The 25,738-nt window shown below is 62.1% G+C and carries 24 protein-coding genes; 13 read left to right on the top strand and 11 right to left on the bottom strand.

All coding sequences use genetic code 11. The features are described from left to right. Positions 1-7: 7 nt before the first annotated feature. Both ACN0X9_RS05700 and ACN0X9_RS05695 read right to left on the bottom strand, forming a co-directional pair. Positions 8-736 (bottom strand): SET domain-containing protein-lysine N-methyltransferase, encoded by a 729-nt coding sequence (locus ACN0X9_RS05700; protein WP_417486648.1) that lies wholly within the window; start codon positions 734-736, stop codon positions 8-10. Positions 737-889: 153 nt separating this feature from the next. Next, positions 890-1,621, bottom strand: a complete 732-nt coding sequence (locus ACN0X9_RS05695) for a hypothetical protein (RefSeq protein ID WP_417486647.1) — start codon at positions 1,619-1,621, stop codon at positions 890-892. 763 nt (positions 1,622-2,384) lie between these two features. Here ACN0X9_RS05695 and ACN0X9_RS05690 point away from each other — a divergent pair. From ACN0X9_RS05690 to ACN0X9_RS05680, 3 genes are all read left to right on the top strand, one after another. Continuing rightward, on the top strand, positions 2,385-3,212 hold the full coding sequence (locus ACN0X9_RS05690; protein ID WP_417486646.1) for a hypothetical protein: 828 nt from the start codon (positions 2,385-2,387) through the stop codon (positions 3,210-3,212). A gap of 177 nt (positions 3,213-3,389) precedes the next feature. Continuing rightward, the gene (gene lipA / locus ACN0X9_RS05685) at positions 3,390-4,376 is read left to right on the top strand and encodes a lipoyl synthase (RefSeq protein ID WP_417486702.1); all 987 of its coding nucleotides are present in this window, start codon (positions 3,390-3,392) and stop codon (positions 4,374-4,376) included. Positions 4,377-4,410: 34 nt separating this feature from the next. After that, complete coding sequence (locus ACN0X9_RS05680; protein WP_417486645.1) at positions 4,411-4,911, top strand: type II toxin-antitoxin system RatA family toxin; 501 nt, start codon at positions 4,411-4,413, stop codon at positions 4,909-4,911. On the opposite strand, the gene ACN0X9_RS05675 is transcribed toward ACN0X9_RS05680, so the two are convergent. Together ACN0X9_RS05675 and ACN0X9_RS05670 are read right to left on the bottom strand one after the other, a co-directional pair. After that, positions 4,882-5,382 (bottom strand): CinA family protein, encoded by a 501-nt coding sequence (locus ACN0X9_RS05675; protein WP_417486644.1) that lies wholly within the window; start codon positions 5,380-5,382, stop codon positions 4,882-4,884. The genes ACN0X9_RS05680 and ACN0X9_RS05675 overlap by 30 nt on opposite strands. Further along, positions 5,379-6,533, bottom strand: a complete 1,155-nt coding sequence (locus ACN0X9_RS05670) for a bifunctional 2-C-methyl-D-erythritol 4-phosphate cytidylyltransferase/2-C-methyl-D-erythritol 2,4-cyclodiphosphate synthase (RefSeq protein ID WP_417486701.1) — start codon at positions 6,531-6,533, stop codon at positions 5,379-5,381. The genes ACN0X9_RS05675 and ACN0X9_RS05670 overlap by 4 nt, the downstream gene beginning before the upstream one ends. A gap of 134 nt (positions 6,534-6,667) precedes the next feature. Here ACN0X9_RS05670 and ACN0X9_RS05665 point away from each other — a divergent pair, with 134 nt between their 5' ends. The 10 genes from ACN0X9_RS05665 (at position 6,668) to hflX (ending at position 18,990) form a co-directional block, all read left to right on the top strand. Continuing rightward, positions 6,668-7,612 carry a tRNA dihydrouridine synthase gene (locus ACN0X9_RS05665; RefSeq protein ID WP_417486700.1) on the top strand — a complete coding sequence of 315 codons (945 nt, stop codon included), beginning with the start codon at positions 6,668-6,670 and terminating at the stop codon, positions 7,610-7,612. After that, positions 7,609-8,658: a two-component system sensor histidine kinase NtrB gene (locus tag ACN0X9_RS05660; RefSeq protein ID WP_417486643.1), complete on the top strand. Its 1,050-nt coding sequence runs from the start codon at positions 7,609-7,611 to the stop codon at positions 8,656-8,658. Before ACN0X9_RS05665 ends, ACN0X9_RS05660 begins: the two co-directional genes overlap by 4 nt. Next, positions 8,655-9,920, top strand: a complete 1,266-nt coding sequence (locus ACN0X9_RS05655; protein ID WP_417486642.1) for a sigma-54-dependent transcriptional regulator — start codon at positions 8,655-8,657, stop codon at positions 9,918-9,920. The genes ACN0X9_RS05660 and ACN0X9_RS05655 overlap by 4 nt, the downstream gene beginning before the upstream one ends. A gap of 73 nt (positions 9,921-9,993) precedes the next feature. Beyond that, positions 9,994-12,213 carry an ATP-binding protein gene (locus tag ACN0X9_RS05650; protein WP_417486641.1) on the top strand — a complete coding sequence of 740 codons (2,220 nt, stop codon included), beginning with the start codon at positions 9,994-9,996 and terminating at the stop codon, positions 12,211-12,213. Positions 12,214-12,216: 3 nt separating this feature from the next. After that, the gene (locus ACN0X9_RS05645) at positions 12,217-13,605 is read left to right on the top strand and encodes a sigma-54-dependent transcriptional regulator (protein ID WP_417486640.1); all 1,389 of its coding nucleotides are present in this window, start codon (positions 12,217-12,219) and stop codon (positions 13,603-13,605) included. Between the two features lie 21 nt (positions 13,606-13,626). Next, on the top strand, positions 13,627-15,000 hold the full coding sequence (trkA, locus tag ACN0X9_RS05640) for a Trk system potassium transporter TrkA (RefSeq protein ID WP_417486639.1): 1,374 nt from the start codon (positions 13,627-13,629) through the stop codon (positions 14,998-15,000). Between the two features lie 3 nt (positions 15,001-15,003). Beyond that, the gene (locus ACN0X9_RS05635; protein ID WP_417486638.1) at positions 15,004-16,407 is read left to right on the top strand and encodes a TrkH family potassium uptake protein; all 1,404 of its coding nucleotides are present in this window, start codon (positions 15,004-15,006) and stop codon (positions 16,405-16,407) included. Positions 16,408-16,413: 6 nt separating this feature from the next. Next, a complete protein-coding gene (locus tag ACN0X9_RS05630; RefSeq protein ID WP_417486699.1) occupies positions 16,414-17,262 on the top strand; it encodes a D-amino-acid transaminase in 849 nt (282 codons plus the stop codon). A 106-nt stretch (positions 17,263-17,368) separates the two neighbouring features. Continuing rightward, a complete protein-coding gene (gene hfq, locus ACN0X9_RS05625) occupies positions 17,369-17,641 on the top strand; it encodes an RNA chaperone Hfq (RefSeq protein WP_011643387.1) in 273 nt (90 codons plus the stop codon). Beyond that, on the top strand, positions 17,638-18,990 hold the full coding sequence (hflX, locus tag ACN0X9_RS05620) for a GTPase HflX (RefSeq protein ID WP_417486637.1): 1,353 nt from the start codon (positions 17,638-17,640) through the stop codon (positions 18,988-18,990). Before hfq ends, hflX begins: the two co-directional genes overlap by 4 nt. Here the strand turns inward: hflX and mazG are convergent, their stop codons facing one another. The 7 genes from mazG to ACN0X9_RS05585 form a co-directional block, all read right to left on the bottom strand. Continuing rightward, positions 18,991-19,812: a nucleoside triphosphate pyrophosphohydrolase gene (mazG, locus tag ACN0X9_RS05615; protein ID WP_417486636.1), complete on the bottom strand. Its 822-nt coding sequence runs from the start codon at positions 19,810-19,812 to the stop codon at positions 18,991-18,993. A 324-nt stretch (positions 19,813-20,136) separates the two neighbouring features. Beyond that, positions 20,137-20,991, bottom strand: coding sequence for an MBL fold metallo-hydrolase (locus tag ACN0X9_RS05610; protein WP_417486635.1), 855 nt, complete (start codon positions 20,989-20,991; stop codon positions 20,137-20,139). Continuing rightward, on the bottom strand, positions 20,988-21,770 hold the full coding sequence (locus tag ACN0X9_RS05605; protein WP_417486634.1) for a TatD family hydrolase: 783 nt from the start codon (positions 21,768-21,770) through the stop codon (positions 20,988-20,990). The genes ACN0X9_RS05610 and ACN0X9_RS05605 overlap by 4 nt, the downstream gene beginning before the upstream one ends. 2 nt (positions 21,771-21,772) lie before the next feature. After that, positions 21,773-22,822 carry a DNA polymerase III subunit delta' gene (locus ACN0X9_RS05600; protein WP_417486633.1) on the bottom strand — a complete coding sequence of 350 codons (1,050 nt, stop codon included), beginning with the start codon at positions 22,820-22,822 and terminating at the stop codon, positions 21,773-21,775. Beyond that, the gene (tmk, locus tag ACN0X9_RS05595; RefSeq protein WP_417486632.1) at positions 22,819-23,454 is read right to left on the bottom strand and encodes a dTMP kinase; all 636 of its coding nucleotides are present in this window, start codon (positions 23,452-23,454) and stop codon (positions 22,819-22,821) included. The genes ACN0X9_RS05600 and tmk overlap by 4 nt, the downstream gene beginning before the upstream one ends. A gap of 4 nt (positions 23,455-23,458) precedes the next feature. Beyond that, on the bottom strand, positions 23,459-24,604 hold the full coding sequence (locus ACN0X9_RS05590) for a D-alanyl-D-alanine carboxypeptidase family protein (protein WP_417486631.1): 1,146 nt from the start codon (positions 24,602-24,604) through the stop codon (positions 23,459-23,461). A 111-nt stretch (positions 24,605-24,715) separates the two neighbouring features. Beyond that, positions 24,716-25,708, bottom strand: a complete 993-nt coding sequence (locus tag ACN0X9_RS05585; RefSeq protein ID WP_417486630.1) for a septal ring lytic transglycosylase RlpA family protein — start codon at positions 25,706-25,708, stop codon at positions 24,716-24,718. Positions 25,709-25,738: the final 30 nt, after the last annotated feature.

The following is a 25,738-nucleotide window of genomic DNA, read 5'->3' as shown; positions in this document are numbered from 1 at the left end:
CAGCCGCCTAGACCTTGTGCACCAGGGCCGGACAGCGGCACTCGAAAGACCCGGCCAATGCGCCTTCGGTGCGGGTATAATCGAACGTCACCTCTTCACCGGCGGCCAGATCGCGCAGGGCGACCAGGGTCGGCAGGGCGGTTTCCAGGTCATAGACGATCTCGCAACTGGGCTCGCAGGCATGATTGACGAAATGGCCGTAGCCGGTCGGTTCGACATGGCGATTGTCATCGGTTCGGAAGGAGTAGGGCGTCTGCTCGGCGCCGACCGGACCATCAATGCCCAGCAAGACCTCACCGCGCGCCACGGCCTGTTCCAGCACGCTGCCCCAGCCATGGGTCGGTGAGCGGTCGAGGCGCACCGCCGGCGCGTGCGCCATGACATAGGGCAGGGCATCGGTACCGCCCGGACCGGCGACACGCCCGCCCAGCGCCTCTCCGTACAGGCAGGGCGCCGGTCCCAGATCGAGCATCACGCCGGCCGCACTGCCCGTCGCCGGACCGTCAAATTCCAGCATCAGGGCGAGCCGGTCGCCCATCACCATGCCGCGCGCTTCGGCCGGCTGGGCCACCCCGTCGCGCTCGGCGATGCGCTCAACCGAGCCGGAGACCCGGCCGTCCCCATCAATCACCAGCGCCACCCGGTCATAAAGACGGGTCCCGTCGCCAGCCACATGAAAGCCGATCAAATGCAGGGGCCGTGACGCCTCTCTGGTTGTTCCAAGAAACTGCGTCATATCCGAATCCCCAACACAAACAATAAGGTGCGGTGAGGTTAGGGGGTTTGTGTTGTGGTGCAAGCTTGCACGGGCACAATCTGACCATTCAGGAGCACCATTTTGGCAGTGCCTGCAGAGGGTGGCGACATCGCCACTTGGCCCGGTTTCGGACTAGGGGTGCGGTTCTCCGCGCTCCTCGGCCAGAAGGTCGAGAATTCCCTCGATCCGCGCCCGCAGGGCTATCAGGATGAGGTGTGTGTTGTCCTGGGTGATATAGGCACTCTGCAGCGCATCCATGATGTCCGGATCTTCCAGCAGAACCGCGTGATCGATCGCCTCAACCCGGCCAAGCTGTTCGAACCTCTGTGAGGGTTGCCCGGTCAGTTCCAGTGTTTTCGCGCGGATGATGACCCGGCTCAGTTCGGCCACCGGCTCGGCGACTTGCGAGAACTGGAGATGCAGGAATCCGGTATAGCTGTCATATCTGTAGAGTTCGTCGCGCAAGGCCGCGTTTCTGATCAGGCGCATCCGGCCCGTCGAGACCAATTCCTCGAACGCGGCGGACGGCGCCGGCATGCTGCCGATGGAATCCACCAGGGCGAGGTCGGAGGCAAGGAAGTCCTCATCGAGCTGGCCGGCACGGATACCGGTGATCAAGCGCTCCGTGACCTCCAGATACAGCAATTGCCGCGCGATCCCGCTCTCGGTCAGCGCCAATTGCTGCTCGAAATCACGCTCCAGCCGCTCCAGCAGGCTGTGCGTCTCGATCCGCTCCTGCCGCGCCTCATTCCAGTTATTGACCTGCAGACCGATAAACACGCCGAACACCACGATCAGCGTTTCGATCACCACGGTGAACCAGTCCTGCTTGCGCAGGGCAATGGCAAGACGACGCAGGATCATGCTTCCCCCCCGGGCCGAAAGGCCGGTCTCTAAAGAGCGCGTTGCGCCCGGCAAGGCAAGGCTGGTTTGGATTCCCTCTCCCTTGGGAGAGGGTGGCCGAAGGCCGGGTGTGGGGGACATCCCGGTGCCTGGGTGTTGATCCCCCTCATCCGTCGCTCCGCGACACCTTCTCCCCAGGGAGAAGGAAGGCAGCATCGCGGATCGGAAAGTGCGGCGCCCATCCCCCATTCATTTTTCCCGGGCGAAGACCCGGGACCCACCGAGCGACCCTTCAAGCAAAGCGTTTCCGGCAGATCCCGGATCGCGCCGAGGCGCGTCCGGGAAAAATGGGGAGGCGAGCCTGGCGATCCCACAGCTCGTCAATCAAGCGCGCCAAGCGCGCACCTCCCAGACATAAAACAAGCGCGCCGAGCGCGCTCCGGGCCATAAACCCATTGCCGGGAGATCGCCGTATCCGTTTCTTCAGCTCAAGGGGCAAGCCCGCGAAGCGGCGCCTGCGGCGCCCTTGACCTGAAGAAACGGATACGGCCCGCTGGCTGGCATGGGGTTTAAGGGGTGGGGTGCGCTCAGCGCGGAAAATGGCGTGTGTAGGCACCCTCCGTACCATTACCACTCCCATCTAACACTTCTTGATTAGCGAGCAGTTCGCTGGCGAGTTTGCTCTAGGTAAGCGCATATTTCCGCACTTTATCGAGAGGTATTGACTTCGATACGATGTGGAGTGCTCATTGCCTAAACATCTTAAAGTGGATTGGTCGCTCTTATGGCTAGCAAGAAGAAACCAACAAATTCAACCAAGTCGGAGCCTTCTGATACGTCCGGAGAATCAAAGGAAGGAGTTTCACAGGCTGAGTGCTTCATAATCACTCCGATATCGACGCCTGAAGGTTACGGCGAGAACCATTTTAAGGAAGTGTTCGACGGCGTTATTGAACCTGCTTGTAAAGGCCTTTACCGACCACTTCGGGCGGATCACGTAAAAAACACCAACATGATTCACCTCGATATCCTGAGGCGCCTTCTACATGCTGAGATGGCAGTCTGTGACCTAAGCACTCTAAATCCCAATGTAATGTTCGAGCTTGGCTTGCGACAGGCATTTGGAAAACCTGTTGTCCTGATCAAAGATGATAAAACTAGGCGTCCCTTCGACATCAGCGGCATTCGAATTTTAGATTATCCAGCATCACTGCGGCATTCTGGAGTTCTACGAGCTCAGCAAGAAATTAGAGAGGCACTAATTTCCACGGCGAAAGATTCTCAAGAGGAGATCCTAGGTAATTCCTTGGTGGACCTTCTAGCTATTGACCCAGCGCTCCCTCGGCAGTTTGAGGGCGATGAGCAGATGCAGGTAAGAATGGAGTTCCTTGAGAATTCGGTTCAGCAGATCGCGCGCGATACTCGCGCAATATCTAATTCGATAAATTCGAACGCGACGAGTAGATTCCCTGATTTTGACCCTAATTCGAATATAAATGGCTTATCGGAATACATGAGGATTATAGATGAGCTCGCCTTGGATAAAGTCCAGAATAAAAACAATCAGAATGCGCTTCACATTTTGTTAAATGATGAGGATAGTAGTGAATAGAGCGCGAATTAGTCTATATTAATTCGCATATGATTTGCAATCTAATTGGTCTACTTCTAACAAATTATTGCCAATATTTTTAATGTCTTGTGATTTCCACTTGGAGTAGGTGGTGCCCGGCAGCTTTGCACCCCACCACAGCCCCAAAACCTTGCCACATCGCGCCCCGCATCATACATCGCCCCCATGGCCAATCTGATTGACAATACCACCCGTTCCGCTGCCTCTGACGCGCGTGCGGCTCGCCATCCGGAGAAGCAGAAGCGGGCGGATACGCCGGTGCTTCGCAAGCCGGACTGGATCCGGGTCAAGGCGCCGCTGGGCAAGACGTTTTCCGAGACCCAGAAAATCGTCAAGGATGGCGGTCTGGTGACGGTGTGCGAGGAGGCGGGCTGTCCCAATATTGGTGAATGCTGGGAGCAAAAGCACGCCACGTTCATGATCCTGGGCGATACCTGCACCCGGGCCTGTTCCTTCTGTAACGTCAAGACCGGCCTGCCGGCAGCCGTCGATACCGACGAGCCGCGCCGTGTGGCCGAGGCCGTCGCCCAGATGGGGCTCAATCATGTCGTGATCACCTCGGTGGACCGGGATGATCTCGATGATGGAGGGGCGCAGCATTTTGTTGATGTGATCGAGGCGATCCGCGCCGCGACGCCGACCACGACGATTGAAATTCTCACGCCGGACTTCCTGCGCAAGCCGGGCGCCGCCGAAGCCGTGATCGATGCCAGGCCGGACGTGTTCAACCACAATCTGGAAACCGTGCCGCGCTTGTATCTGTCGATCCGCCCGGGCGCGCGCTATTTCCATTCCCTGCGATTGCTGGAGAGCGTGAAGGATCGCGATCCGGCGCAATTCACCAAGTCGGGCATCATGGTCGGGCTGGGCGAGAGCAAGGAAGAAGTCATGCAGGTGATGGACGATATGCGTTCTGCCGGCATCGATTTTCTCACCATCGGCCAGTATCTGCAGCCGACCCGCAAGCATGCCGCCGTTGACCGCTTCGTGCACCCTGACGAGTTCAAGGCCTATGAGACGATCGCCCGCGCCAAGGGTTTCCTGATGGTCTCGGCGACGCCGCTGACCCGCTCGAGCCACCATGCCGGTGATGATTTCGCCAAGCTGCGCGCGGCGCGTGAGCAGATGATGGCACGCGGTTAGACCCGGCGGGCAGGATCAGGGGCAGGGGGCTAAGATGGTTGTTGAAGTCCGCGAACGCCTGCGCCTCTTTCATGCCGCCGATGATCTTTATGACCTGGTCAGCGATGTCCGTCGCTACCCCGAATTCATCCCCCAGATCACGGCCATGCGGGTGATCCGCGAAGACCGGGATGGTGAACGGCTGGACATGACCGCCGAAGCGCGCGTGCGCTATAAATTCGTCACCGAGCGTTTCACCTCCAGGGTCGAGGCCGACCGGGCCGAGCGGCGGATCGATGTCGGCTTTGTCGCCGGGCCCTTCCGGGTGCTGGAAAACCATTGGCGCTTTCACGCCCTGACCGACGGGTCCTGCCTGGTCGATTTTTCGATCCGTGCTGCCTTTAAGAATGCCATCCTGCAAATGCTGCTGGAGAGCAATCGCGAGCGTGCCGGCCGGGTCCTGATCGGGAAATTCTCGGCCGAGGCCGAGCGTCGCTATCAAACCTGCGGTGATCCCGCCCTCGACCTAGCCGAAGAGATCAACGCCATCGGCTAGCAGGTCCAGCGCCATGGCCACGCTGGCCAGGCGGACCGCGTCACGGCCCCGGTCGCCGAAGCGGCAGACCTCGGTACGGGTCGGCTTGTCGCGGCAGGCGAGGCCGAAATGCACCAGGCCAGCCGGTTTGTGCTCGGAGCCACCCGGTCCGGCAATGCCGGTGATCGAGACGGCGATGTCGGCGTTCGAGCGCAAAAGGGCTTCATCGGCCATCCGCCGGGCGACTTCGCTGGAGACCGCGCCATTGGCCGTGATCACCCGCGCCGGAATGCCCAGCATCTCGGTCTTGGCTGCGTCGGAATAGGTGACGAATCCGCGGTCGACCACGTCTGACGAGCCGGGGATTTCGGTCAAAAGGCCGGCGACCAGCCCGCCGGTGCAGCTTTCCGCTGTGGCGACCATCACGCCGGCGGTGCGGGCGCGGTCAATCAGGGTTTCGGCCTGCTCGATCAGGGCGTGGTTGAACATCATGATGTCAGTCTCGCTGTCACAATGGCCTGGGCAGCCAGGCCTTCGCCGCGCCCCGTAAAGCCGAGTTTTTCCGTCGTGGTCGCCTTTATATTGACTCGCGCCTCCGGCAGGCCGGTCAGCTCCGCGACCCGTGCCCGCATGGCGTCGCGATGGGGGCCGATCTTGGGCCGTTCGGCGATCAGGGTGATGTCGGCATGGACGAGCTCGCCGCCCGCGGCTTGCAGGAGTTTGATGGCGTGCAAGAGGAAGGCGTCTGACGCTGCGCCCTTCCATTGCGGATCCGAAGGCGGGAAATGCTGACCGATATCGCCCGCGCCTGCCGCGCCCAGTATGGCGTCGGTAAGCGCATGCAAGCCGGCATCGGCGTCGGAATGCCCGACAAGGCCCAGCCCGGCCCGGATCTCGATCCCGCACAGCCACATCACGTCGGCGGGCTCGAGCCGGTGTACGTCATAGCCCTGGCCAGTGACGGTGATCGTCTCGCTCATGATCTGTCTTTCTGCGCGGATGAAATCCTCCGGCGTGGTGAGTTTGAAATTCTCCGCCTCACCGGCCACCAGCGCCACCTCACCCCCCGCCGCGCGGATCACCGCGGCATCATCGGGCAGGGCAGTGTCACCCAGTTGCGCATAGGCTTTGAGTAACGGCGCGAGATGGAAGGCTTGCGGCGTTTGAGCGGCGTAGAGACCATCGCGGGAGACCGGCTCACCCATGGTCACGTCTTCGCCACGAAACAGGGCATCGGCAACCGGCAGGGCCGGGATCACGGCCGGATGCTCGTCGAGGGCCTTCACGAGACGGTCGATCAGCGCGTCGCCGAGGAATGGCCGGGCCGCATCATGGATCATCACCGCGTCGAGACACAGATCACGGGCCCGGTCCAGACCGGCGCGGACCGAGGCGGTCCGGGTCGCGCCGCCGGGCACTGTGTCCAATTTAATGCCGAGTTCGGTCTCAACGGCGGCGATGTGGTCGGCATCGGCCGGATTGACCACCACGATGATGCTGTCGAACACCTCACGATGAAGCAGACGAAGAAGCGTATGGGTGAGAATGAAGAAGCCACCCAGTCGCCGATACTGTTTGGGCACCCCGCCACCGGCCCGCTCACCGCGTCCGGCGGCCACAATCACAGCACCGATCTTCATCAACAGGCCTCGTGCATTGCCGCAGCGCAGCATAATCGCTAGCCTTTGGCCTTACGACGCACACCGAGGATTTGTCCAGCCGCATGCGCTTTTCAATCGACAGCCACGCCATTGAAATACCGACGGTCCTGGCGCCGATGTCGGGTGTGACAGACTTGCCGTTCCGGCGCCAGGCGCAGCGTTTCGGAGCCGGCATGGTGGTCTCCGAAATGGTCGCTTCGGACGCGCTGGCCGCCGGTCGCCGCGACATGATCCGCAAGGCGGCACTCGACGCCTCGTTGAAGCCTTGCGTTATCCAGCTCGCCGGACGGCAGGCCCACTGGATGTCGGAAGGGGCCCGGATTGCCGAGGATGCAGGCGCAGAAATCATTGATATCAATATGGGTTGCCCGGCTCGCCAGGTAACAAAGGGCCTGTCCGGCTCGGCCCTGATGCGCGATCTCGACCACGCCCTGACCCTGATCGAAGCCACCGTCGGCGCGACCAGCAAGCCGGTCACCTTGAAGATGCGGCTCGGCTGGGACCATGCCAGTCTCAACGCGCCCGACCTCGCCAGACGGGCCCGCGATGCCGGTGTGAAACTGTTCACCGTGCATGGGCGGACCCGGCAGCAATTCTACAAGGGTGAGGCCGATTGGGCTGCCGTGCGAAAGGTGGTCGAGGCCGTCGACCTGCCGGTCATCGTCAATGGCGATATTCACACCACCGCCGATGCCCGCACAGCGTTGAGCCAGTCCGGAGCGGCGGCTGTCATGGTCGGCCGCGCCGCCCAGGGGCGGCCCTGGCTGCTGGGCGAGATTGGCCGCGAACTACTGGGACAGCCATCGGTCGAAACGCCCTGGAACGACAAGATCGACGCGCTGGGCCAGCAGTTCGAGGACAGTCTTGTGCACTATGGCGAAGGACTGGGTATCCGCATGATGCGCAAGCATTTCGCCAGTTTTTGCGATGTCGAGTGCGTCAGCGAGGATGTTGACTGGGTTCGCGCCCAGCGGGCCAGCCTGTGCCGGTCGGATGTGCCGCGCGATGTGCACGCCGCGCTCAACGCCCTGCGCAATCTCAAGGGCCGGTTGGTCGCATGACGACGGTCAGCGCACCCAGCCCGGCCAGCTTGGGCGCCGACCAGGCTGCGATCCCGATACTGGTTTTTTCCGCCGGCGCGCAGTGTGAATGGGCCAATACCCGGGCCGAGGAATGGTTGGGGCTGTCGATCCGGCACATGCGCAAGGGGCGGTTCGGTGGTCTGTCGGCCACCTGTTCGCACCTGGCCGACATTATCGATCAGGCCTGCGGCGCCCGCCGTACACTGGTTGCGCTCGGGCGCATGCTCGGCGGGACAGGTCCCTATGATGTACACGCCCGCTGGTCGGACCAACATGATCAACTGGTCCTGTCCGTCCTGCCACATCAGTCCATGGGAGCGAAGGCGTCCGAAGCGCCGGCGCTCGGTTTCGGCCGCATGCTCGCACACGAGTTGAAAAACCCGCTCGCCAGCGTTCGTGGAGCCGCGCAGCTGATCCGGCGTGAAAACGAGATCGATGGAGCCCGCGACCTGGCCCGGCTGATCATCCAGGATGTCGACCGGATCACCCGGCTTGCCGATCATTGGAGCCGGGTCGGCGATATTCGCCTGGGTGACAGGTCCGAGATAAACCTCAACCTGCTGGCCGTCAGCGCGATGGAAAGCCTCAATCGTGCGGATCCGGACACGGTGGGCGTGCTGCGCGAAAACTTCGACCCGTCCTTGCCAACCATTGATGGCGATCCGGACCTGTTGATGCAGGCTGTCCTGAACCTGCTGCAAAACGCCCATGATGCCGTCCGATCAGACAGCGCCGCCGCGATTATTGTGGAAACCCGGTTCGATGCCGGCCCCAAAAGCCGGTCCAGCGGGCATCCGACGCCCCTGGTCCTGTCGGTTCGCGACAATGGTCCGGGCATTCCCGAAGCGCTTGGTCCGGGCATTTTCACGCCCTTCGTGACAACCAAGCCGGCAGGCGAGGGGTTGGGTCTGGCTTTCGCTGCCCGTATCGCCGCCTTGCATGATGGCCAGATCGACTTCGAGAGCCGCCCGGGCTCGACCACATTCAATATCCGCCTGCCGATTTCCACGAAGGACATGCCGTGACCGCCCGCATCCTGTTGCTTGAAGATGATGAAAGCCTGAAACTGATCCTGTCCCGCGCGCTCGGGTCGGCGGGATACCAGGTCCGGGCCACGGCTTCGCCGGACACCGCCTTGTCGTGGATTCGCAATGGTGAGGGCGATCTGCTGCTTGCCGATGTCCTGTTGGACGGCACCAATTTCCTCGAAAACCTCGGCCTTGTTTCACGCCTGCGGCCACAAATGCCGGTCATTGTCATGAGCGCCCAGGCGACCGCGTCGACGGCCATCAACGCCGCAAAGGGCGGGGTCTTCGAATACCTGCCCAAGCCATTTGACCTCGACGACATGATCGCCGCTGTCGCCGCCGCCCTGGGCGAGGAGGCCAGGACCGGCAGCCGCAAGACATCGGAGGAGCCGACGGGCTTCATCGGCCAGTCGACGGCCATGCAATCGGCGTTCAAGGCCATTGCCCGGGCAGCGACCAGCCAGGCCCACGTCATGATCATGGGAGAGCCCGGTGTCGGCAAGCGCCAGGCCGCCGAGGCGTTGTTGCGGGCGCGCGGGATTTCGTCTGACGATGCAGTCGTGATCACACCGTCCAACCCCGTCGCCGAGATATTCGGATCGACCCAGTCCGCCAAGCAGGTCGTGTGGTTGCGCTTGGAGGAATGGAGTTCCGGGCAACAGCGTGCGGCCCGGGACGCACTGGACGCCGGTGTCGGGCGGGTGATCGCCACGGCCTCCCAATCGCCCGATGTGGGCCTGGATCCGCGACTGCTCGGACGTTTGTCAGAGTGCGTCATCGCGGTCCCGCCACTGCGTGAGAGGCGCAGCGACATTCCGGCTTTGTGCGACGCCTTCCTCGGCCAGTTCGCGCGTCGTGACAATCAGGACCGCGTCCGGCTCGACAAGGATGCGGTGAAGTATCTGGAAGGTTCCGCCTGGACCGGCAATGTCGTGGAGCTCCGTTCGGTCCTGTCTCGGATATCACTGGCGACTCGCGGCCGGGTGGCCGGGCTGGACGACGTGATGGCGGCCATCATGGCGGATGCCGGTGACACCCGGGAATCACTCGATGTCCACGCCAATGCCATCGCCGCCCTGTCGCTTGGCTTTGACAATGCTCGAACGGTTGCGCTCAACGCGGTCGACACGGCGTTGTTCAGGCAAGCGCTCGACCGCTGCAGCGGCAATCGTTCGCGGGCTGCAGACCTGCTCGGGCTGAACCGGAATACACTGGCACGCCGGTTGGCAGAACTGGATCCTGACAACGACGACATGTGACCTGTGCGGCACGGGTGTTGATTGTGTGCAACAACAGAGTAATGATGCGCTTCTGCAACACGCGAGATCACACTTGCCGAACGCCGACACGAAGCCATTGATCCGCAACATCTCCCCGCGCTCTGCGGCGCTGTTCGGGATTGGCTTTGTCGCGTCCGCGATATTCCTGACTATCGCCGCAACCGGGCTGCTGGGTGATAATGGCCTGATGCGCCTGAGCGATCGCACCGCCATGGCGATGCTGATCGGCAATGCTGTCCTGATCGCAGGACTGGCGTGCGTTGTCATCGTGCGGTTTGTCCGGCGGGTACGGGCACGCCGTTTCGGTGAACCGACGCCACGTCTACACCTGCGCTTCGTCGCGCTTTTTTCCCTGGCCGCCGCGGCGCCGGCCGTTCTTGCGGCTCTGTTCCTCGGCGCAGTCCTCAATCGCGGCGTCGATTACTGGTTCGGTGAGCGCATCGCCACCGTGGTCGACGGCACCGCCATTGTTGCCGGCGAAATCTATGAGCGAGAAACGCACGCGGCCGGCAACCGCTTGAGCACAATGGTTGAGGCCCTGAACCAGCCCGACGCGGTTGAAGCCTTCAGCGCCAGCCGCATCCAGTATGTCTGGGGCCTGAGCGCCCTTGCCGCGCAGCAGAGCTTCTCGGCGGCCTATGTCGTCGATGGACGTGGCAACTTGTTGGCACGCACACGGTTCCAGGAAAATGAGCCCTATGTCGCGCCGTCAACACGGCTCTATGAGCTGGCCGATGAAGGTGAGGGCGGGGTCGCGGTGTCGACACCGGAGTTTTCCCCGGTCGGAACCGATGTTGTCCGCTTGCTGACCCAGCTGACAGCCTATGAAGACGCCTATCTCTATGCCTCCATTCCGATGAATGTCGACCTGTTCCGGCAAATGGAAGAGGCTCGCGTGGCGTTGCGCCGGGCCGATGAACAGGAAAGCTCGATCCGCCAGACATTTTTCCTGCTTTATTTTGAAGTCGCGTCGCTGATCCTGATCGGCTCGGTCTGGCTTGGGCTGAGCGCCGCGACCCGCGTCGTCACGCCGATCTCCCGTCTCGTCGCGGCTGCCGAGCGTGTGCGGCGCGGCGATCTTGAAGCCCGAGTGCAGATGGGCCGGGATGATGACGAGATCGCTGCCCTGGCCCGGGCTTTCAACCGGATGACCCGGCAGTTGCGCAGCCAGCGGCGCGAGCTGATCGAGAGTCATGCCGAAAGTGAACAGAGGCGCGCTTTCATCGAGGCCATCCTGGCAGGCGTGCGCGCTGGCGTTATCGGTCTGGATCGGGATGACCGGGTGACGCTGATCAATCGCTCGGCCATCGGCATGTTGTCACCCGGCTCGGAAGATCGGATCGGCGCCAAGCTGGACGACATCACCCCGGCGCTCAATGGCCTTGTTGCCGATGCGCGGCGACGTCCCGGTGCCGTCGCCGAAGCGCAGATCGACCTGGAGACCCCCGACGAGCAGATCCGCTACATCACCGCGCGCGCGTCGATGGACGAAGAAGCCGGATTGGTCATCACATTCGACGATGTCACCCGTCTGGTCACCGCGCAGCGCAATGCCGCCTGGCGCGAAGTCGCACGCCGGATCGCGCACGAGATCAAGAACCCACTGACACCGATCCAACTGTCCGCAGAGCGGATCAAGCGCAAGTACCGGGCGGAGATATCCAGCGATCTTGAGACCTTTGACCGCTGCACTGAAACCATCATCCGGCAGGTCAGTGATATCGGTCGCATGGTGGACGAATTCTCGTCATTCGCCCGCATGCCGCAGCCGAAAGTGGAAGTGGTCGAGCTTGGCGAACTGACCAAGTCGGCAGTGTTCGCCCGCCGCGTGGCTTCCGCGGCGATCGAGGTGACCTTTGACAAGCCCGAGCATCCGGTCCTCGGACTGTGCGACTCCCGCCTGTCCGGCCAAGCGCTTGCCAACATCCTCAAGAATGCGTCGGAAAGCGTTGAAAGCCGGATGGAAAAAGACGGTGAGAGTGGTCAGATTTCTGTCCAGCTGACCGAGCAGGACGGGTTTGCCGTCATCCAGGTGACGGATAATGGCCTGGGATGGCCGACGCCGAACCGGGAGCGCCTGACCGAGCCCTATATGACGACGCGGGAAAAAGGCACCGGCCTTGGCCTCGCCATCGTCAAGCGGGTGATGGAAGACCACAAGGGCCGGCTCGAACTGGACCTGCCGGCGACCGGCACCGGAGCGGTGGTCCGATTGATCTTCCCGCTCGCAGAACCAACAGACCAAGAACTTCAAAGCATACAGGAGGCCTGATCAATGGCTCGCGACATACTGATCGTGGATGATGAGGCGGATATCCGTGAGTTGATCGGCGGCTTGCTGGAAGACGATGGATACGAGACCCGGGAAGCCGCCGACGCGGATGGGGCATTGGCCGAAATCCGGGCCCGCAAGCCATCGTTGGTGATCCTCGACGTGTGGCTGCAAGGCAGCCGCCTGGACGGGATCGAGTTGCTGGACGAGTTCCGGTCGATCGACGCCAACATGCCGGTCATCGTGATTTCGGGTCATGGCACGATCGAGACGGCGGTCGCGGCGATCCGCAAGGGTGCCTATGACTTCCTCGAAAAGCCATTCAAGAGCGACAAGCTGCTTTTGACCGTGACCCGTGCCCTGGAGACCAGCCGCCTGCGCCAGGAAAACGCGCAATTGCGCGCAAGGAGCGAGGCGCAAAGCTCCCTGATCGGCGAATCGAGCGGAATTGTGCAGGTCCGCCAATTGATTGACCGCGTCGCCCCGACCAACAGCCGGGTCCTCATTCGTGGCCCATCGGGCGCCGGCAAGGAGCTGGTCGCCCGCCTCATCCATGAGAGTTCACCGCGGGCACAGGCCGACTTTGTGGCCGTCAGCGCGCCGGGCATGTCGCCGGATGGTGTCGAGGAGGAGTTGTTCGGTCGCGAAAACGAGGATGGCAGCGTCAAGCATATCGGCCTGCTCGAGCGGGCGCATGGCGGCACCCTCTATCTCGACGAAATCGCCGATATGCCACGCGATACCCAGAGCAAGCTCTTGCGCTTGCTGGTGGAACAGCGCTTTCGCCGGATCGGCGGGGCAGCCGATGTCCAGGTCAATGTCCGGGTGATTTCATCGACGGCCCAGGATCTGGCAAGCCGGATCCAGGGAGGGCTGTTCCGGGAGGACCTCTACCATCGCCTCGCTGTTGTTCCCGTTCAGGTGCCACCACTGGCTGACCGCCGTGAGGATATTCCGCCGCTGGTCGCACACTTTGTCGAGCGCCTGACAGCCTCGGCCGGATTGCCGCGTCGCAAGTTTGGTGAAGACGTGATGGCGGCGCTCCAGGCCCATGGCTGGCCCGGCAATGTCCGGCAATTGCGTAACAATATCGAGCGCTTGCTGATTCTTGCCACCGGCGCTCTGGACGAGCCGATTACGCTGGACTCCCTGCCGTCTGAAGTGGTGACCCGCGATAATCAGGATGTTGGCTATGATGCCGAGAAAATGATTGCCTTGTCCTTGCGCGAAGCGCGTGAAAACTTCGAGCGTGAATATCTGAAGGCACAGATTGACCGGTTCGGTGGCAATATCTCGCGCACGGCGGCCTTCATCGGAATGGAACGCTCCGCCCTGCATCGCAAACTCAAATCGCTAGGGGTCGGCAGTCCCCAACGCGAAGGCGCCGCCTAACGCTGAACGGATGGATCGAAGATGAAAGCGATAGTCTGCGGAGCAGGGCAGGTCGGCGTCGGAATCGCACGCGCATTGGCACGCGAGGGCAATGCGGTCACGGTCGTCGACTGGTCGACCGAGCTGATCGACAATGTTGTGACCGATCTCGACGTTCAGGGCGTTGTCGGCCACGGCTCGCATCCAGACGTGCTGGAACGCGCCGGCGCGCGGCAGGCTGACCTGCTGGTCGCGGTGACGCATTCGGACGAGACCAACATGGTCGCCTGCCAGGTCGCCCATTCGCTGTTCCACACGCCGACCCGGATCGCGCGGGTGAGGGCGCAGAACTATCTTGATCCGGCCTGGGGCGACCTCTTTTCGACCGGAAACATGCCGGTCGATGTCGTGATTTCACCGGAACTCGAGGTCGGACGCGCCATCCTGCAAAGGGTCGAGACGCCGGGCGCTTTCAATACCGCAGTGTTCTCCGGCGGGCGGGTCCAGCTGCTGGGCCTGCGGCTCGACGAGAATTCGCCGGTCGCCGGCTCGACAACCGAGCAGGTGATGGAGTTGTTTCCTGACCTGAGACTGGCCGTGGTGGGTGTCCAGCGCGAACAGACGCTCTTCATACCGAAAATGCATGATCCGCTGCTGGCCGGGGATGACGTCTATGTCGTCACCGAGAGCCGGCAGGTCCGGCGTATCCTCGATATTTTCGGGCGGAGCTCGGAGCAGATCCGTCGCGTTGTCGTGGTCGGAGCCGGCAATATCGGTGTCTATGTCGCACGGGCGCTGGAACGCGCTGGCGGGGTCAAGGTGCGCCTGATCGAGGCCGACAAGGCCCGGGCGGAGGCCGCCGCTGAAAGCCTGAAGAAGACGGTTGTCCTGCATGGTGACGGGCTCGATGCCAAATTGATGCACGAGGCTGGCGTCCGCGAGGCGGAGCTCGTCGTCTGCGTGACCAATGACGACAAGGTCAACATGCTGTCCGCGGTCATGGCCAAGCGGGAAGGGGCGGAACGCGCGCTTTCGCTGATCAATGACCGTGGCTTTGAAGGCCTGCGGGATGCCTTGGGCATCGATGTCCTGATCGATCCCCGGGCCACCACGGTCTCCACGATCCTCCAGCACATACGCCGTGGCCGCATCACCGGGTTGCAAAGCCTGGGGGGCGGGCAGGCCGAAGCCCTGGAGGGTATCGCGCTTTCCACATCGCCGCTGGTCGGCAAGACGCTCGATGAACTGGAGCTGCCCGATGGTGTCGCTCTGGGTGCGGTGGTGCGTGGGGACAAGGTGATCCTGCCCTGCGACGAGGGTCGCATTCGGGAGAATGATCGCGTCCTGTTATTCTGCAACACCGCTCTGATACCGAAGGTGGAACACCTCTTCCGGGTCAGTCTTGAATACTTCTGATCGATGACGCCTGTCGCCTTCCTCCGGCCGCTTGGCGCCTTGTGGGTCCTTCTGGCCGGCGTCGCCTTGATCGCCGCCCTGGTCGCGGCCGCGCTCGGTGAGCCCCATCTGGCGCCTTTATTCGGTACAACGGCTCTTGTCGCCTTCATTCCGGGCATATTCATTCTCGCCGCCACCCGGAGCTTGCGCTCGAAGGCGAGTGCCCTGGACGCGCTCGGCCTCGCCCTGCTGTCCTGGATCACGGCGCCGGCAATGGCCGCGATGCCATTCTGGCTGACCGGCTATTTCGACCCCATGGATGCTGTGTTCGAAGCTTATTCCGCCGTTACAACGACCGGCGCGACCCTGCTGCGGGCCGATGACCTGCCGCGCTCATTGATCTTCTGGCGTGCCAGCCTCGCCTGGCTGGGCGGATACGCGACTCTGCTACTGGCCATTGGCATTTTTGCGGCACTGGACCGGGACGTGCCGGCAATCCGCAAATCGGCGCTTTTGACCCTTCAGTCCGACGATGTGTTTTCCCACCTGCCCCTGGCGGCCAGACGGGTCGGGATCATCTACGCGACACTCACCTCGCTGATCTGGCTTGGACTCCTGTTCGCCGGCAACGGACTGTTCGCGTCAACTGTCCTGTCGATGAGTGCGATTTCGACCAGTGGCTACACGGTGACCGATGGCGGTCTGCTCGAGACCGTCGGACCGATTTCCACGCTCTGGATCGTCGTGGGTTGCCTGATCGGTTCACTGAATATCGCATTGTTCTGGGACGTGCTGCGGGATCGGTCAGTGTTCCGGGACCCCGACATCGCCGGGATTGGCGCACTGATCGTCGGACTGACCGCTTTTTTTGTCCTGGGACGTCCCGGCACACCGTTCTCGGATGCGATCGACGCCGTCTTCATCGTTTCGACCAGCGGGTTTTCGGCGGGCGGCGGCGTGATCCCGGCTCTGGCAGCAACCATCTTTGTCGCCCTGATCGGCGGCTCGGCCGCATCCACCACCGGCGGGATCAAGGTGTCCCGGATCCTGTTGCTGTGGAAACGCATGGGCGCGGAACTGGCAGTCCTCTCGGATCCCCGTAGCGTGGTTCCGGTCAGTTTTCGTGGCCGCCGAGTTCGCGAGTCCGCATTGGTGGGCGTCTGGTCCTACGTCCTGGCCTTCGTCGCGGCTATCGGATTTGGAACCATGGCCCTGACGGCTACCGGGCTGGACTTTGAAACGGCGTTTCTGGCGATGGCAGCCTCGCTGGCCAATATCGGCCCCTTGCTGGACCAGTCAGCGCCGCTGGCCAGCTGGACCCAAATGCCCGACCAGTCGAAGCCCATTCTTATTTCGGCCATGATATTGGGGCGATTGGAGGTCCTGGCGGCGGTCGCGGCCGTCTGGGCTCTCTTTATCAGGAAGTAACCAGCCATCATGCGCTATGCCTATGTAAACGGTCAGTATTGCCGGCACGGTGACGCCACCATCCATGTCGAGGATCGCGGCTTCCAGTTTGCCGACGCGGTCTATGAAGTCTGGAGTGTGCGGAACGGAGTCCTGCTGGACGCGGATGGCCATTTCCAACGCCTTTCCCGCTCTCTCGGCGAGTTGCGTATCCCCATGCCACGCTCGCGAGCGGCACTGATGCGCGTGATCAAGGAGCTGCTGCGCCGTAACCGGGTGCGCGACGGCCTTGTCTACCTCCAGGTCTCCCGAGGGCAGGCGAAGCGCGATCATGCCTTTCCCAGACATCCGATTGAACCGACCATCGTGCTGACCTGCAAGCGACTCGATTTCACCGCCGCAGACGCTCGTGCCGAGGACGGAATCGCGGTCATCACCGTTCCGGACCAGCGTTGGGCGCGCTGTGATATCAAAACCGTCAACCTGTTGCCCAATGTCCTCGCCAAGCAGGCCGCCCACGAGGCGGGCGCGACAGAGGCCTGGCTGGTTGATGGCGCCGGCCATGTCACAGAAGGCAGCTCAACCAATGCCTGGATCGTCACCAAAGCCGGCAAACTGATTACCAGGCAAGCCGATAACGGCATCCTGCACGGCATCACGCGGTCCAGAATTTTGCAGTGTGCACAGACACTTGGCTTCGATGTGGAACAGCGTTCCTTCACGCCGCAGGAGGCGATTGACGCGCGTGAGGCCTTCCTGACCTCCGCCACCTCTTTTGTCACCCCGGTTGTCTCCATTGACAACCACCCGATCGCCAACGGCAAGCCGGGATCACTCGCGCTGGCCCTGCGACAGGCCTACCTCTCGGAGGCCTGAGTACCCGGACCAGCTTCCGACGCAAAATGAAGAGGTTGCAGGGCGTGGCCGGGCCTGTATACCCTACCGACGAATCGCTGATCAAAGCGACGCATGCGGAGCCAACATGTCGCACGATAAAAAACAAAATCTCCAGGATGTCTTCCTGAACTCTGTGCGTAAGACCAAGACGCCCCTGACCATCTTCCTCGTCAACGGGGTCAAGCTGCAGGGCGTTGTGACCTGGTTCGACAATTTCTGTGTCCTGCTACGCCGCGACGGGCTGTCCCAGCTCGTCTACAAACATGCCATCTCGACCATCATGCCGGCCGCGCCGGTTTCGCTGTTCGAAGATGACAAGGCGGATGACGACGCAGCGGAAGAGAGCGCCACCGATTGATCGAGCGCGAGGCGCCGGTATCGCGCGCCCTTGTCATTCATCCCGCCAGTCGTTCCGAACTGAGCCGCGCTGACGCACGTCTCGAGGAAGCGGCAGGTCTGGCCGAGGCCCTCGACCTTGAGGTCGCGGACGCCTTTATCCTGCAAACCCGCAAGATCGACAGCGGTCGCTATTTCGGCCGCGGAAAGCTGGACGAGCTGGGCGCGCTGATGGGTGAGCTGGAGGTCAATGTCGCCGTGGTCGACACCTCCTTGTCACCGATCCAGCAACGCAATCTGGAAAAAGCCTGGAATGTGAAGGTGATCGACCGGACCGGTCTGATCCTGGAGATTTTCGGGCAGCGGGCACGAACCAAGGAAGGCGTATTGCAGGTCGAACTCGCCCGGCTCGCCTATGAGCGCTCACGACTCGTGCGAACCTGGACCCACCTCGAGCGTCAGCGCGGCGGTGGTGGCTTTCTGGCCGGTCCGGGCGAGACCCAGATCGAGACCGACCGCCGCCTGCTCAACGAAAAAATGTCCAAGCTGCGCCGCCAGCTCGACGAAGTCCGCCGGACCAGGGCGCTGCATCGCTCCCAGCGCCAGGATGTCCCGTTTCCGACGGTCGCCCTCGTTGGCTACACCAATGCCGGAAAGTCTACGCTGTTCAACAAGTTGACAGGCGCCGGCGTGTTCGCCCAGGACATGCCGTTCGCGACGCTTGATCCGACGGTGAGGGCAGTCGACCTGCCTGGTGGCACGCGCATCCTATTGTCTGACACGGTCGGCTTCATAACCGACCTGCCGACCGAGCTCATCGCCGCCTTCCGGGCCACGCTCGAGGAAGTCCGCGAGGCCGACTTGCTGGTCCATGTCATCGACGCGTCAGATCCGGACCGTGAGGGCCGCATCCAGGACGTTGAAAGCGTCCTGGACGCGATCGAGGCCGGTCCGTCCCACGAGCAGGCCATGATCGAGGCCTGGAACAAGTCGGACCGGTTGGACGAGGAGGGCGCCGAAGACCTCGCAATCACCGTCCAGATGGCCAATCTGAAAGCCGGAAAGCCGGTCAAGCTGACGGTCTCCGCGGTAACCGGGCAGGGCGTTGATATCCTGATCGACGCCGTTGAACGGGCGCTGTCGAGCGAAAATGAGCGCCTGGAGATCAATGTACCGCCGCAGGATGCGCGGGCATTGGCCTGGTTGCACGCTCATGGTGACGTCCTCGCCAGCAATATCGATACGGAAACCGGCGCGACAACGATGCAGGTCCGGCTTCACCCCGTCGAAGCGGGTCGATTCCGGTCCCAGTTTCCCGAGCTTGCCATCCCGCAGGGGATTGGCGAGGTCGACGATCCGGACGATTTCTGATCAGACCGGGGCGCGTCCCGCTTTTTCAAGCGTCTTGGCTTCGGTCCACAAGGCTTCCATCTCCTCGAGCGAGCTATCCTCGAATTTGCGTCCACTGGACGCGAGCGCGTCCTCTATATGTCTGAACCGGCGTTCGAATTTGGCGTTGGCACTGCGCGTCGCTGCCTCGACATCAACTTTCATCTTGCGTCCAAGATTGGTGCAGACAAACACGAGATCACCAATCTCCTCGGCCACAGCCTCCGGATCTCCAGCCGCCATGGCTTCGCGAACCTCGGCCAGCTCTTCATCCACTTTCTCGAGCACGCGCTCGGCTGTTGGCCAGTCGAAACCGACCGTCGCAGCGCGTTTTTGAAGCTTCTGGGCGCGTTTGACGGCGGGCAGGGCGACCGGGACATCGTCCAGCAGGCTCTCGCCCTTGTCAGACGCCTTTCGCTCAGCGGCCTTGATCGCTTCCCACTCGACTGTCTGCGTGTCCGCATCGCGGGTTGATGCCCCACCGAAAACGTGGGGATGACGCCGGATCATCTTGTCATTGATCGACCTGACCACATCATCGAAGTCGAACAGATCCTGTTCTTCCGCCATCCGGCTGTGAAAGATCACCTGGAGCAAGAGGTCGCCGAGTTCGTCCTTCAGCTCGTCATAGCGGTCGCGCTCGATCGCATCGGCGACCTCATAGGCTTCCTCGATCGTGTACGGCGCGATGCTTCGGAAATCCTGCTCAAGGTCCCACGGACAGCCGCCATCAGGATTGCGGAGCTGCGCCATGATCGCGCGCAGTCGCTCGATCGGGGCGGCATTTTCGGACGGAACAGACATGACAACTCCACGAGATCGGTAAAACGGATTCGCTGCGACCATAATCCAATTTTTTGGACCAGGAGGCGCGCTCCGATACTTAAAGCAGGAAGAAATCCGGAGCCTCTCATACCACGCGAACTAAACTCGCATTGTGATGATACTTGAAGGGGGCATCGCAACGAATTGAAACTGAAGAACTTAATGGATAGGCGGGTTTGAGGGGGCCTCATCGAGATCGCCGACTGACCGCATCAGATTCGCGCATAATAAATATTATGAGAAATAAAATTGATCGGACAAGACAAGGGAACGGGTCGGGCCAATCCGCCAAAACAAGCAGTTTCAGCCGAACAGCTCGACCGCCCCGTCGCCGGACGCGATGATTTGAAGACCGTCATGTCCCGCCCGGACGCCGTCCGGCAATCGTGCGGACAATTCGGCATGATCGAGCGTGATGTGGAGATTGGTCAAAACACCGCTGACGGCCCCGACCCTCTCAATGGCTTCGAGCGCGTCGTCAACATTGTAGTGAGTTGGATGCGGTTCATCCCGCAACGCATCGACGACCCAGCACGTCACACCGGCCAGGATCTCGGCGCTGTGGTCCGGCAAACCGTTGATGTCCGCCGAGTACGCCAGATCGCCAATCCGGAAGCCGACTGACCGGATTCGGCCATGCTCCTGGTCGAAGGGCGTGATGGCGACACAACCGCCTGGTCCATCGATCCTGATCGCGTCACCAAATTGCGGTATCGCCCGTTGATCAAGGATCGGCGGGTAACCCGATCCCGGCGGAGCCGCAAAGGTGTAGCCAAAGCGAACCGTCAGGGTTTCCCGCGTGGCATCATCCATCCAGACCGGTATCCGCTGCCGCTGGAGATAGGCAAACGCCCTGAGATCATCAATTCCGTGGGTCTGGTCAGCATGATCATGCGTGAGCAGGACAGCGTCGATCCGCCGGACTTCGGCGGCCAGCATCTGTTCGCGAAAATCAGGCGATGTATCAATCACGACGCGCGTTACGGCATCACCGTCATTCAGCGCCTCCTGCGACTGCGCATGCTCGATCAGCGCCGAACAGCGACGACGGCGGTTCTTCGGATTTTCCGGATCGCAATCACCCCAATCGCCATTGGCCCTGGGGACTCCGCCGGAGGACCCGGTTCCCAACAAGGTCAAACGGGTGACACCGGTCACGGCTGCGGAACCTTGTCGAACAGGCGGAAGAAGTTCCGCGTGGTGATTTGCGCGCATTCCTCATCGGTCCAGCCTTTGACCGTCGCCAGGCCTCGCGCGACATCTGGCAGGAAGGATGGCTCACAGCGGCGGCCGCGGTGCGGAACCGGCGCCAGATAAGGACAATCTGTCTCCACAATGACGCGGTCGTCGGCCACGTCATCGCGAAAGACGGCGCGAACCTCTTCGGCTTTCTTGAAGGTGATGATGCCGGACGCCGCGAAATAGGCACCGAGTTTCGAAGCGCGACGCGCCAACGTCGAACCGCCCGTATAGCAATGCAAAAGCGGGCGAAATGCCCCCTTCCCCATTTCCTCCTCGAGCAGGTCCGCCATCGCCTCATCGGCGTCCCGTGTGTGAAGGATCAACGGCAAATCGGTCCGGCGAGCAGCTTCGACATGCGAGGCCAGTGATTGAAACTGCTCTTCTTTCGGGGAGTATCCGTAGTGAAAATCGAGTCCCGTTTCACCGATGCCGACGACTTTGGGGTGACGGGCAATCTCCACCAGTTCATCGGCGGTGATGTCCGGACGGTCCTTGGCGTGGTGCGGATGGGCTCCGATCGTGCACCAGATGTCGTCATGACGCTCAGCGATCGCGGAAACGGCTTCAAAATCAGATAGCTGGCAGCATATCGTGATCATGCGACCAACCCCGGCATCGCGGGCACGCTGGATAACCTGGTCGAGATCTTCGGCGAATTGTTCGCCATGCAGATTGACGTGACTGTCGACGAACATGATCAGGCAGTCGCCTTTTCCCTGCGAGCCACATCCCGGACCTGTCCGAGCGCACTCAAGATGGTTTGCTTGGGATCGAGGTAAAGCCCGTTGGCATCACGGACAAGGGCGTTGATGCTGTGCCAGCAGTCGATCCAGCCGGTGGTCTCGCGACCCGACTCGGCACGGTCACGCGCCTGGAGGCGGATCGCGTTCGACAGGACCTCGTAAAAGAGGTCGCGCATTTCTTCCTGGCCCTTCAGGCTCAACCGGTCGGCCAGCTTTCGAATGTCGGCATCGCTGGCCGAGGCACCTCGATCGACAAGCAGATTGACGTCGGCGGCCAGATCGACCCCGCCACCGGCGATCAGCGCCAGCGCACGTCCCGGCGCACCGGCCGCCAAACGGGCCGCGGCCATGGCGGCCCCGGCATCAGGCGCTCCGCCAGTTTGTTCGAGCCAGCCGGCCGTCGCCTCAATCCCCGGCGCGCGCAGGGCAAGGCGCCGGCAGCGCGAGCGGATGGTGGCGGGCAGACGCCCCGGTGTATGGGTGACCAGGAACAGGACGCCTCGCCGGGGTGGTTCCTCGAGCGTCTTGAGCAGGGCATTGGCGGCATTGTTATTCATGTCGTCGGCGCAATCGACAATGCAGACCCGCCAGCCGCCACCGCCCGAACTCATTTCAAAGAAATGGGGGGCGCGCCGTGCCTCGTCGACCGTGATCTCGCCGCGCCAGCGCTTGCGCTTGTCATTCCATGGACGGCGCAGGAGCAGAAGATCCGGCGTGGCCTGGGCCTCGATCACCTTGCAAACCGGGTCCTGCGCCGAAGTCCCCAATGGGCCGGCTTCCGGCATTGGCCGAGCACCCAGCACCCGCCGCGCTGCCCGCCAGGCGAAGGTCGCCTTGCCGACGCCGCGCGGGCCGGTAATCATCCAGGCGTGGTGCAGACGACCCGAGTCCCAGGCTGAGGCGAAAGCGGATTCAGCGGCACTGTGTCCAAACAGGTCGTAACGCTCGCGCGGCGGTAGGCAGCCCGGTTGGACATCAGAGCCAATATCCGGGTCAGTGCTCATGCGGCGTGGGCCAGGCGTTCATCAACCGCCTCGATTGCGGCACGCAGCACTTGCTCTTGCGACTGCGATCCATCGAGGATGACGCAACGCTCCGGCTCCTCGAGCGCAATCTCCAGAAAGGCCCGCCGCAATCGCTTGTGGTAGTCGATATCGAACTTCTCGAAACGGGTGATCTTCTCGCCTCGCTCGATGGTCCGTTGACGCCCGGCCACAGGATCAAGATCGACGATGAGCGTCATGTCCGCCCGGAAGTCGCCCAGCGCAAAGCTTTCGAGCTTCGCCAGTTCGGGCCCGCTCAAACCACCCGCCACGCCCTGATAGGCGCGCGTGGAATCGGCAAACCTGTCACACAGAACCCAAGCGCCCCGCTCCAGCGCCGGCTTGATACAACGCTCCACATGATCGACCCGGGCCGCATACATCAGCAAGGCCTCCGTTCGCGCAGACCAGCGTTCCACTTCGCCGTTCAACAGCAAATCGCGCAGCAATTCCGCGCCGGCTGTCCCTCCAGGTTCGCGCGTGACGACGACATCAATATTGCGGTCGGCGAGTTCATGGGTCAGTCCCTGGACCAGCGTGGTCTTGCCAACCCCCTCGCCGCCTTCCAGCGTAATGAATTTCCCCCTCGCCATCGGCTCACCCCCTCAACATGTGCGCGAGCGCTGCGCCGATCCGGCCCATCAGGCCCTTCTCGGCAACAGATTCAGCTGCAACCAGGTCATAGGATCGCGGCTCATAATCCGGCGCTTCGACAATCAGGCTGCCGACGACATCGCCCTCCTGGATCGGGGCGACCAATGGGCCGTCATAACTGACGATGACGGTCAGGTCACGACGGGCGCGCCGGTGCAATCCGGCCGTGACGTCAGAGCCGACACGCAAGGCGACGGTCTCGTTCTCGCCCATGAAGACTTCGGCGCGGTGATCGACTTCGTCACCGGCTTCGAACAGGCGGTAGAGGCTGTAATCACTCAAGGCGGAGCGCATCATGCGTTCAGCTTCGCTGGCACGGTCGGCATTCGATTCCATACCGTTGAACACGATGATCCGGCGTTCGCCATCACGTTCGGCCGAACCAACCAGCCCGTAGCCGCTTTCTTCGGTATGTCCGGTCTTGAGACCGTCAGCTCCACTGAACACACCCAGAAGCGGATTCCGGTTGTACTGGCGGATGCCGTTATAGGTGAACTCACGCTCGGCCCAGATGCCGTAATAATCGGGATACTCCTCGATCAGGATCCGCGCCAGGCGGGCCAGGTCGAGAGCGCTGATGCGATGATCAGGGTGCGGCCAGCCGGTGGCATTCGCAAAGCTGGCACTTGTCAGTCCAAGTTCATGGGCCCGGTCAGTCATCATGTCGGCAAAGGCGGCTTCACTTCCACCAATGGCCTCGGCAACCACGATACAGGCATCATTGCCCGACTGGATCACGATACCCCGCAGCAGGTCTTCAACCCGTGCGCGGGAATTGACCTCGAGAAACATGGTCGACGAGCCTGATGCGGCGCCACCGGTACGCCAGGCATGTTCCGATACCGGCAGTTCGTCATCCAGCGACAGCGAGCCGGCCTCGATGGCCTCGATCAGCATGAGCACGGTCATCATCTTGCTCATCGACGCAGGGGGCATTGGCTCGTCGGCATTCCGGGAGAACAGGACTTCACCCGTTTCCGCATCAAGGATGACCGCATGGCTGGCATCGGTCTGATAGCTGGTTTGCGCCAGTCCCGGCGCACAGATCACAAGCGAAAAAAGAAAGGCTATTGCTGGATAAACGCGCACGTCGATACGCTCCCTGGCCGGAATCGGTACTGCTTCGAGGCGAGATAGGCATTGAAGCGCGGCAGGACGATGGCGTCCAGCGTTCCGATCACGACCGCGACAGCGGCTTGCTCAGCGAGTGGAGACAATCCGGGAGTCGTAGACCCCCCAATCGGCCAGCGAATTGCGCGCGGCCTGGGCAGCGGTCCGGTCGGCCCAGCGACCAAAGAAGACCCGCCATACCTGGCCCCGTTGAGACTGGCCTGCCTCAACCCAGACATCCCCGGCTCCGTCGAGACGACTGGCGAACGCTTGTGCATTGCCCGCGTCGGAGAACGCCCCAAGCTGGAGCGAGTATTGGCCGGACACCGGCACCCCGGAAGGTGTCGGAGCCGATGCAACGGGCAGGACGCGCGTTTGCATCACCGGATCGGCAATTACGGGGGCTGGCACAGGCGCTGGCACGCGCGTCGATTCCGCAACCTGCACCGGTGCAGGACGTTGCGCTGGCGCCCGATCGGTATTGGCATGGTAGACCCGGTTCGGTGGCGCGCCGTTTTCGTGCGCCGGACCGAGATAGCGCACCCGCACATGCGCCAGGCCGGTACCGATATAGTCGAGCTCAGTCGCGGCCGCCCGGCTCAGATCAATAAGCCGGTTATCGACAAAGGGACCGCGATCATTCAGACGCACAATCACCGACCGACCGTTTTCCAGATTGGTGACTTCCACTATCGAGGGAATTGGCAGCGTTGTATGCGCTGCCGTCATTGCGTGTTGGTCAAAGGTCTCACCATTGGCGGTCGGGCGACCATGAAAGTTGGGACCGTACCAGGACGCAATTCCGGTTTCGTCATAGCCATCATTGCGTTGCGGCCGATAGGTGCGACCGGCTACCGTGTAGGCGCGCCCGACTTTCTGGTGGGCGCTTGACGCCGCGATCAGCCCTGACGGGTCGGTTGCGCCCGAGGCCCGCGTTGCTCCGCCGGACGACGGTGTCCAGCCGGATCCGGCGCTGCCGCCTGACCGGCCATCGGAATAGTGCCGAAGATTGCCCGGGGTCGACGAGCAGGCTGCGACCAAACTCAGCGCTGCCGCCAGAACGAAAAACCGCCAGATGAGCATGTCCGGAGCACTCCATTGCCGAAAACCGGT

The sequence above is a fragment of the Maricaulis sp. genome (assembly GCF_048268525.1).
In the GTDB taxonomy this organism is placed as follows: domain Bacteria; phylum Pseudomonadota; class Alphaproteobacteria; order Caulobacterales; family Maricaulaceae; genus Maricaulis.
The sequence above is the reverse complement of the archived record's forward strand: the minus strand, read 5'-3'. Positions and strand labels throughout refer to the sequence as shown.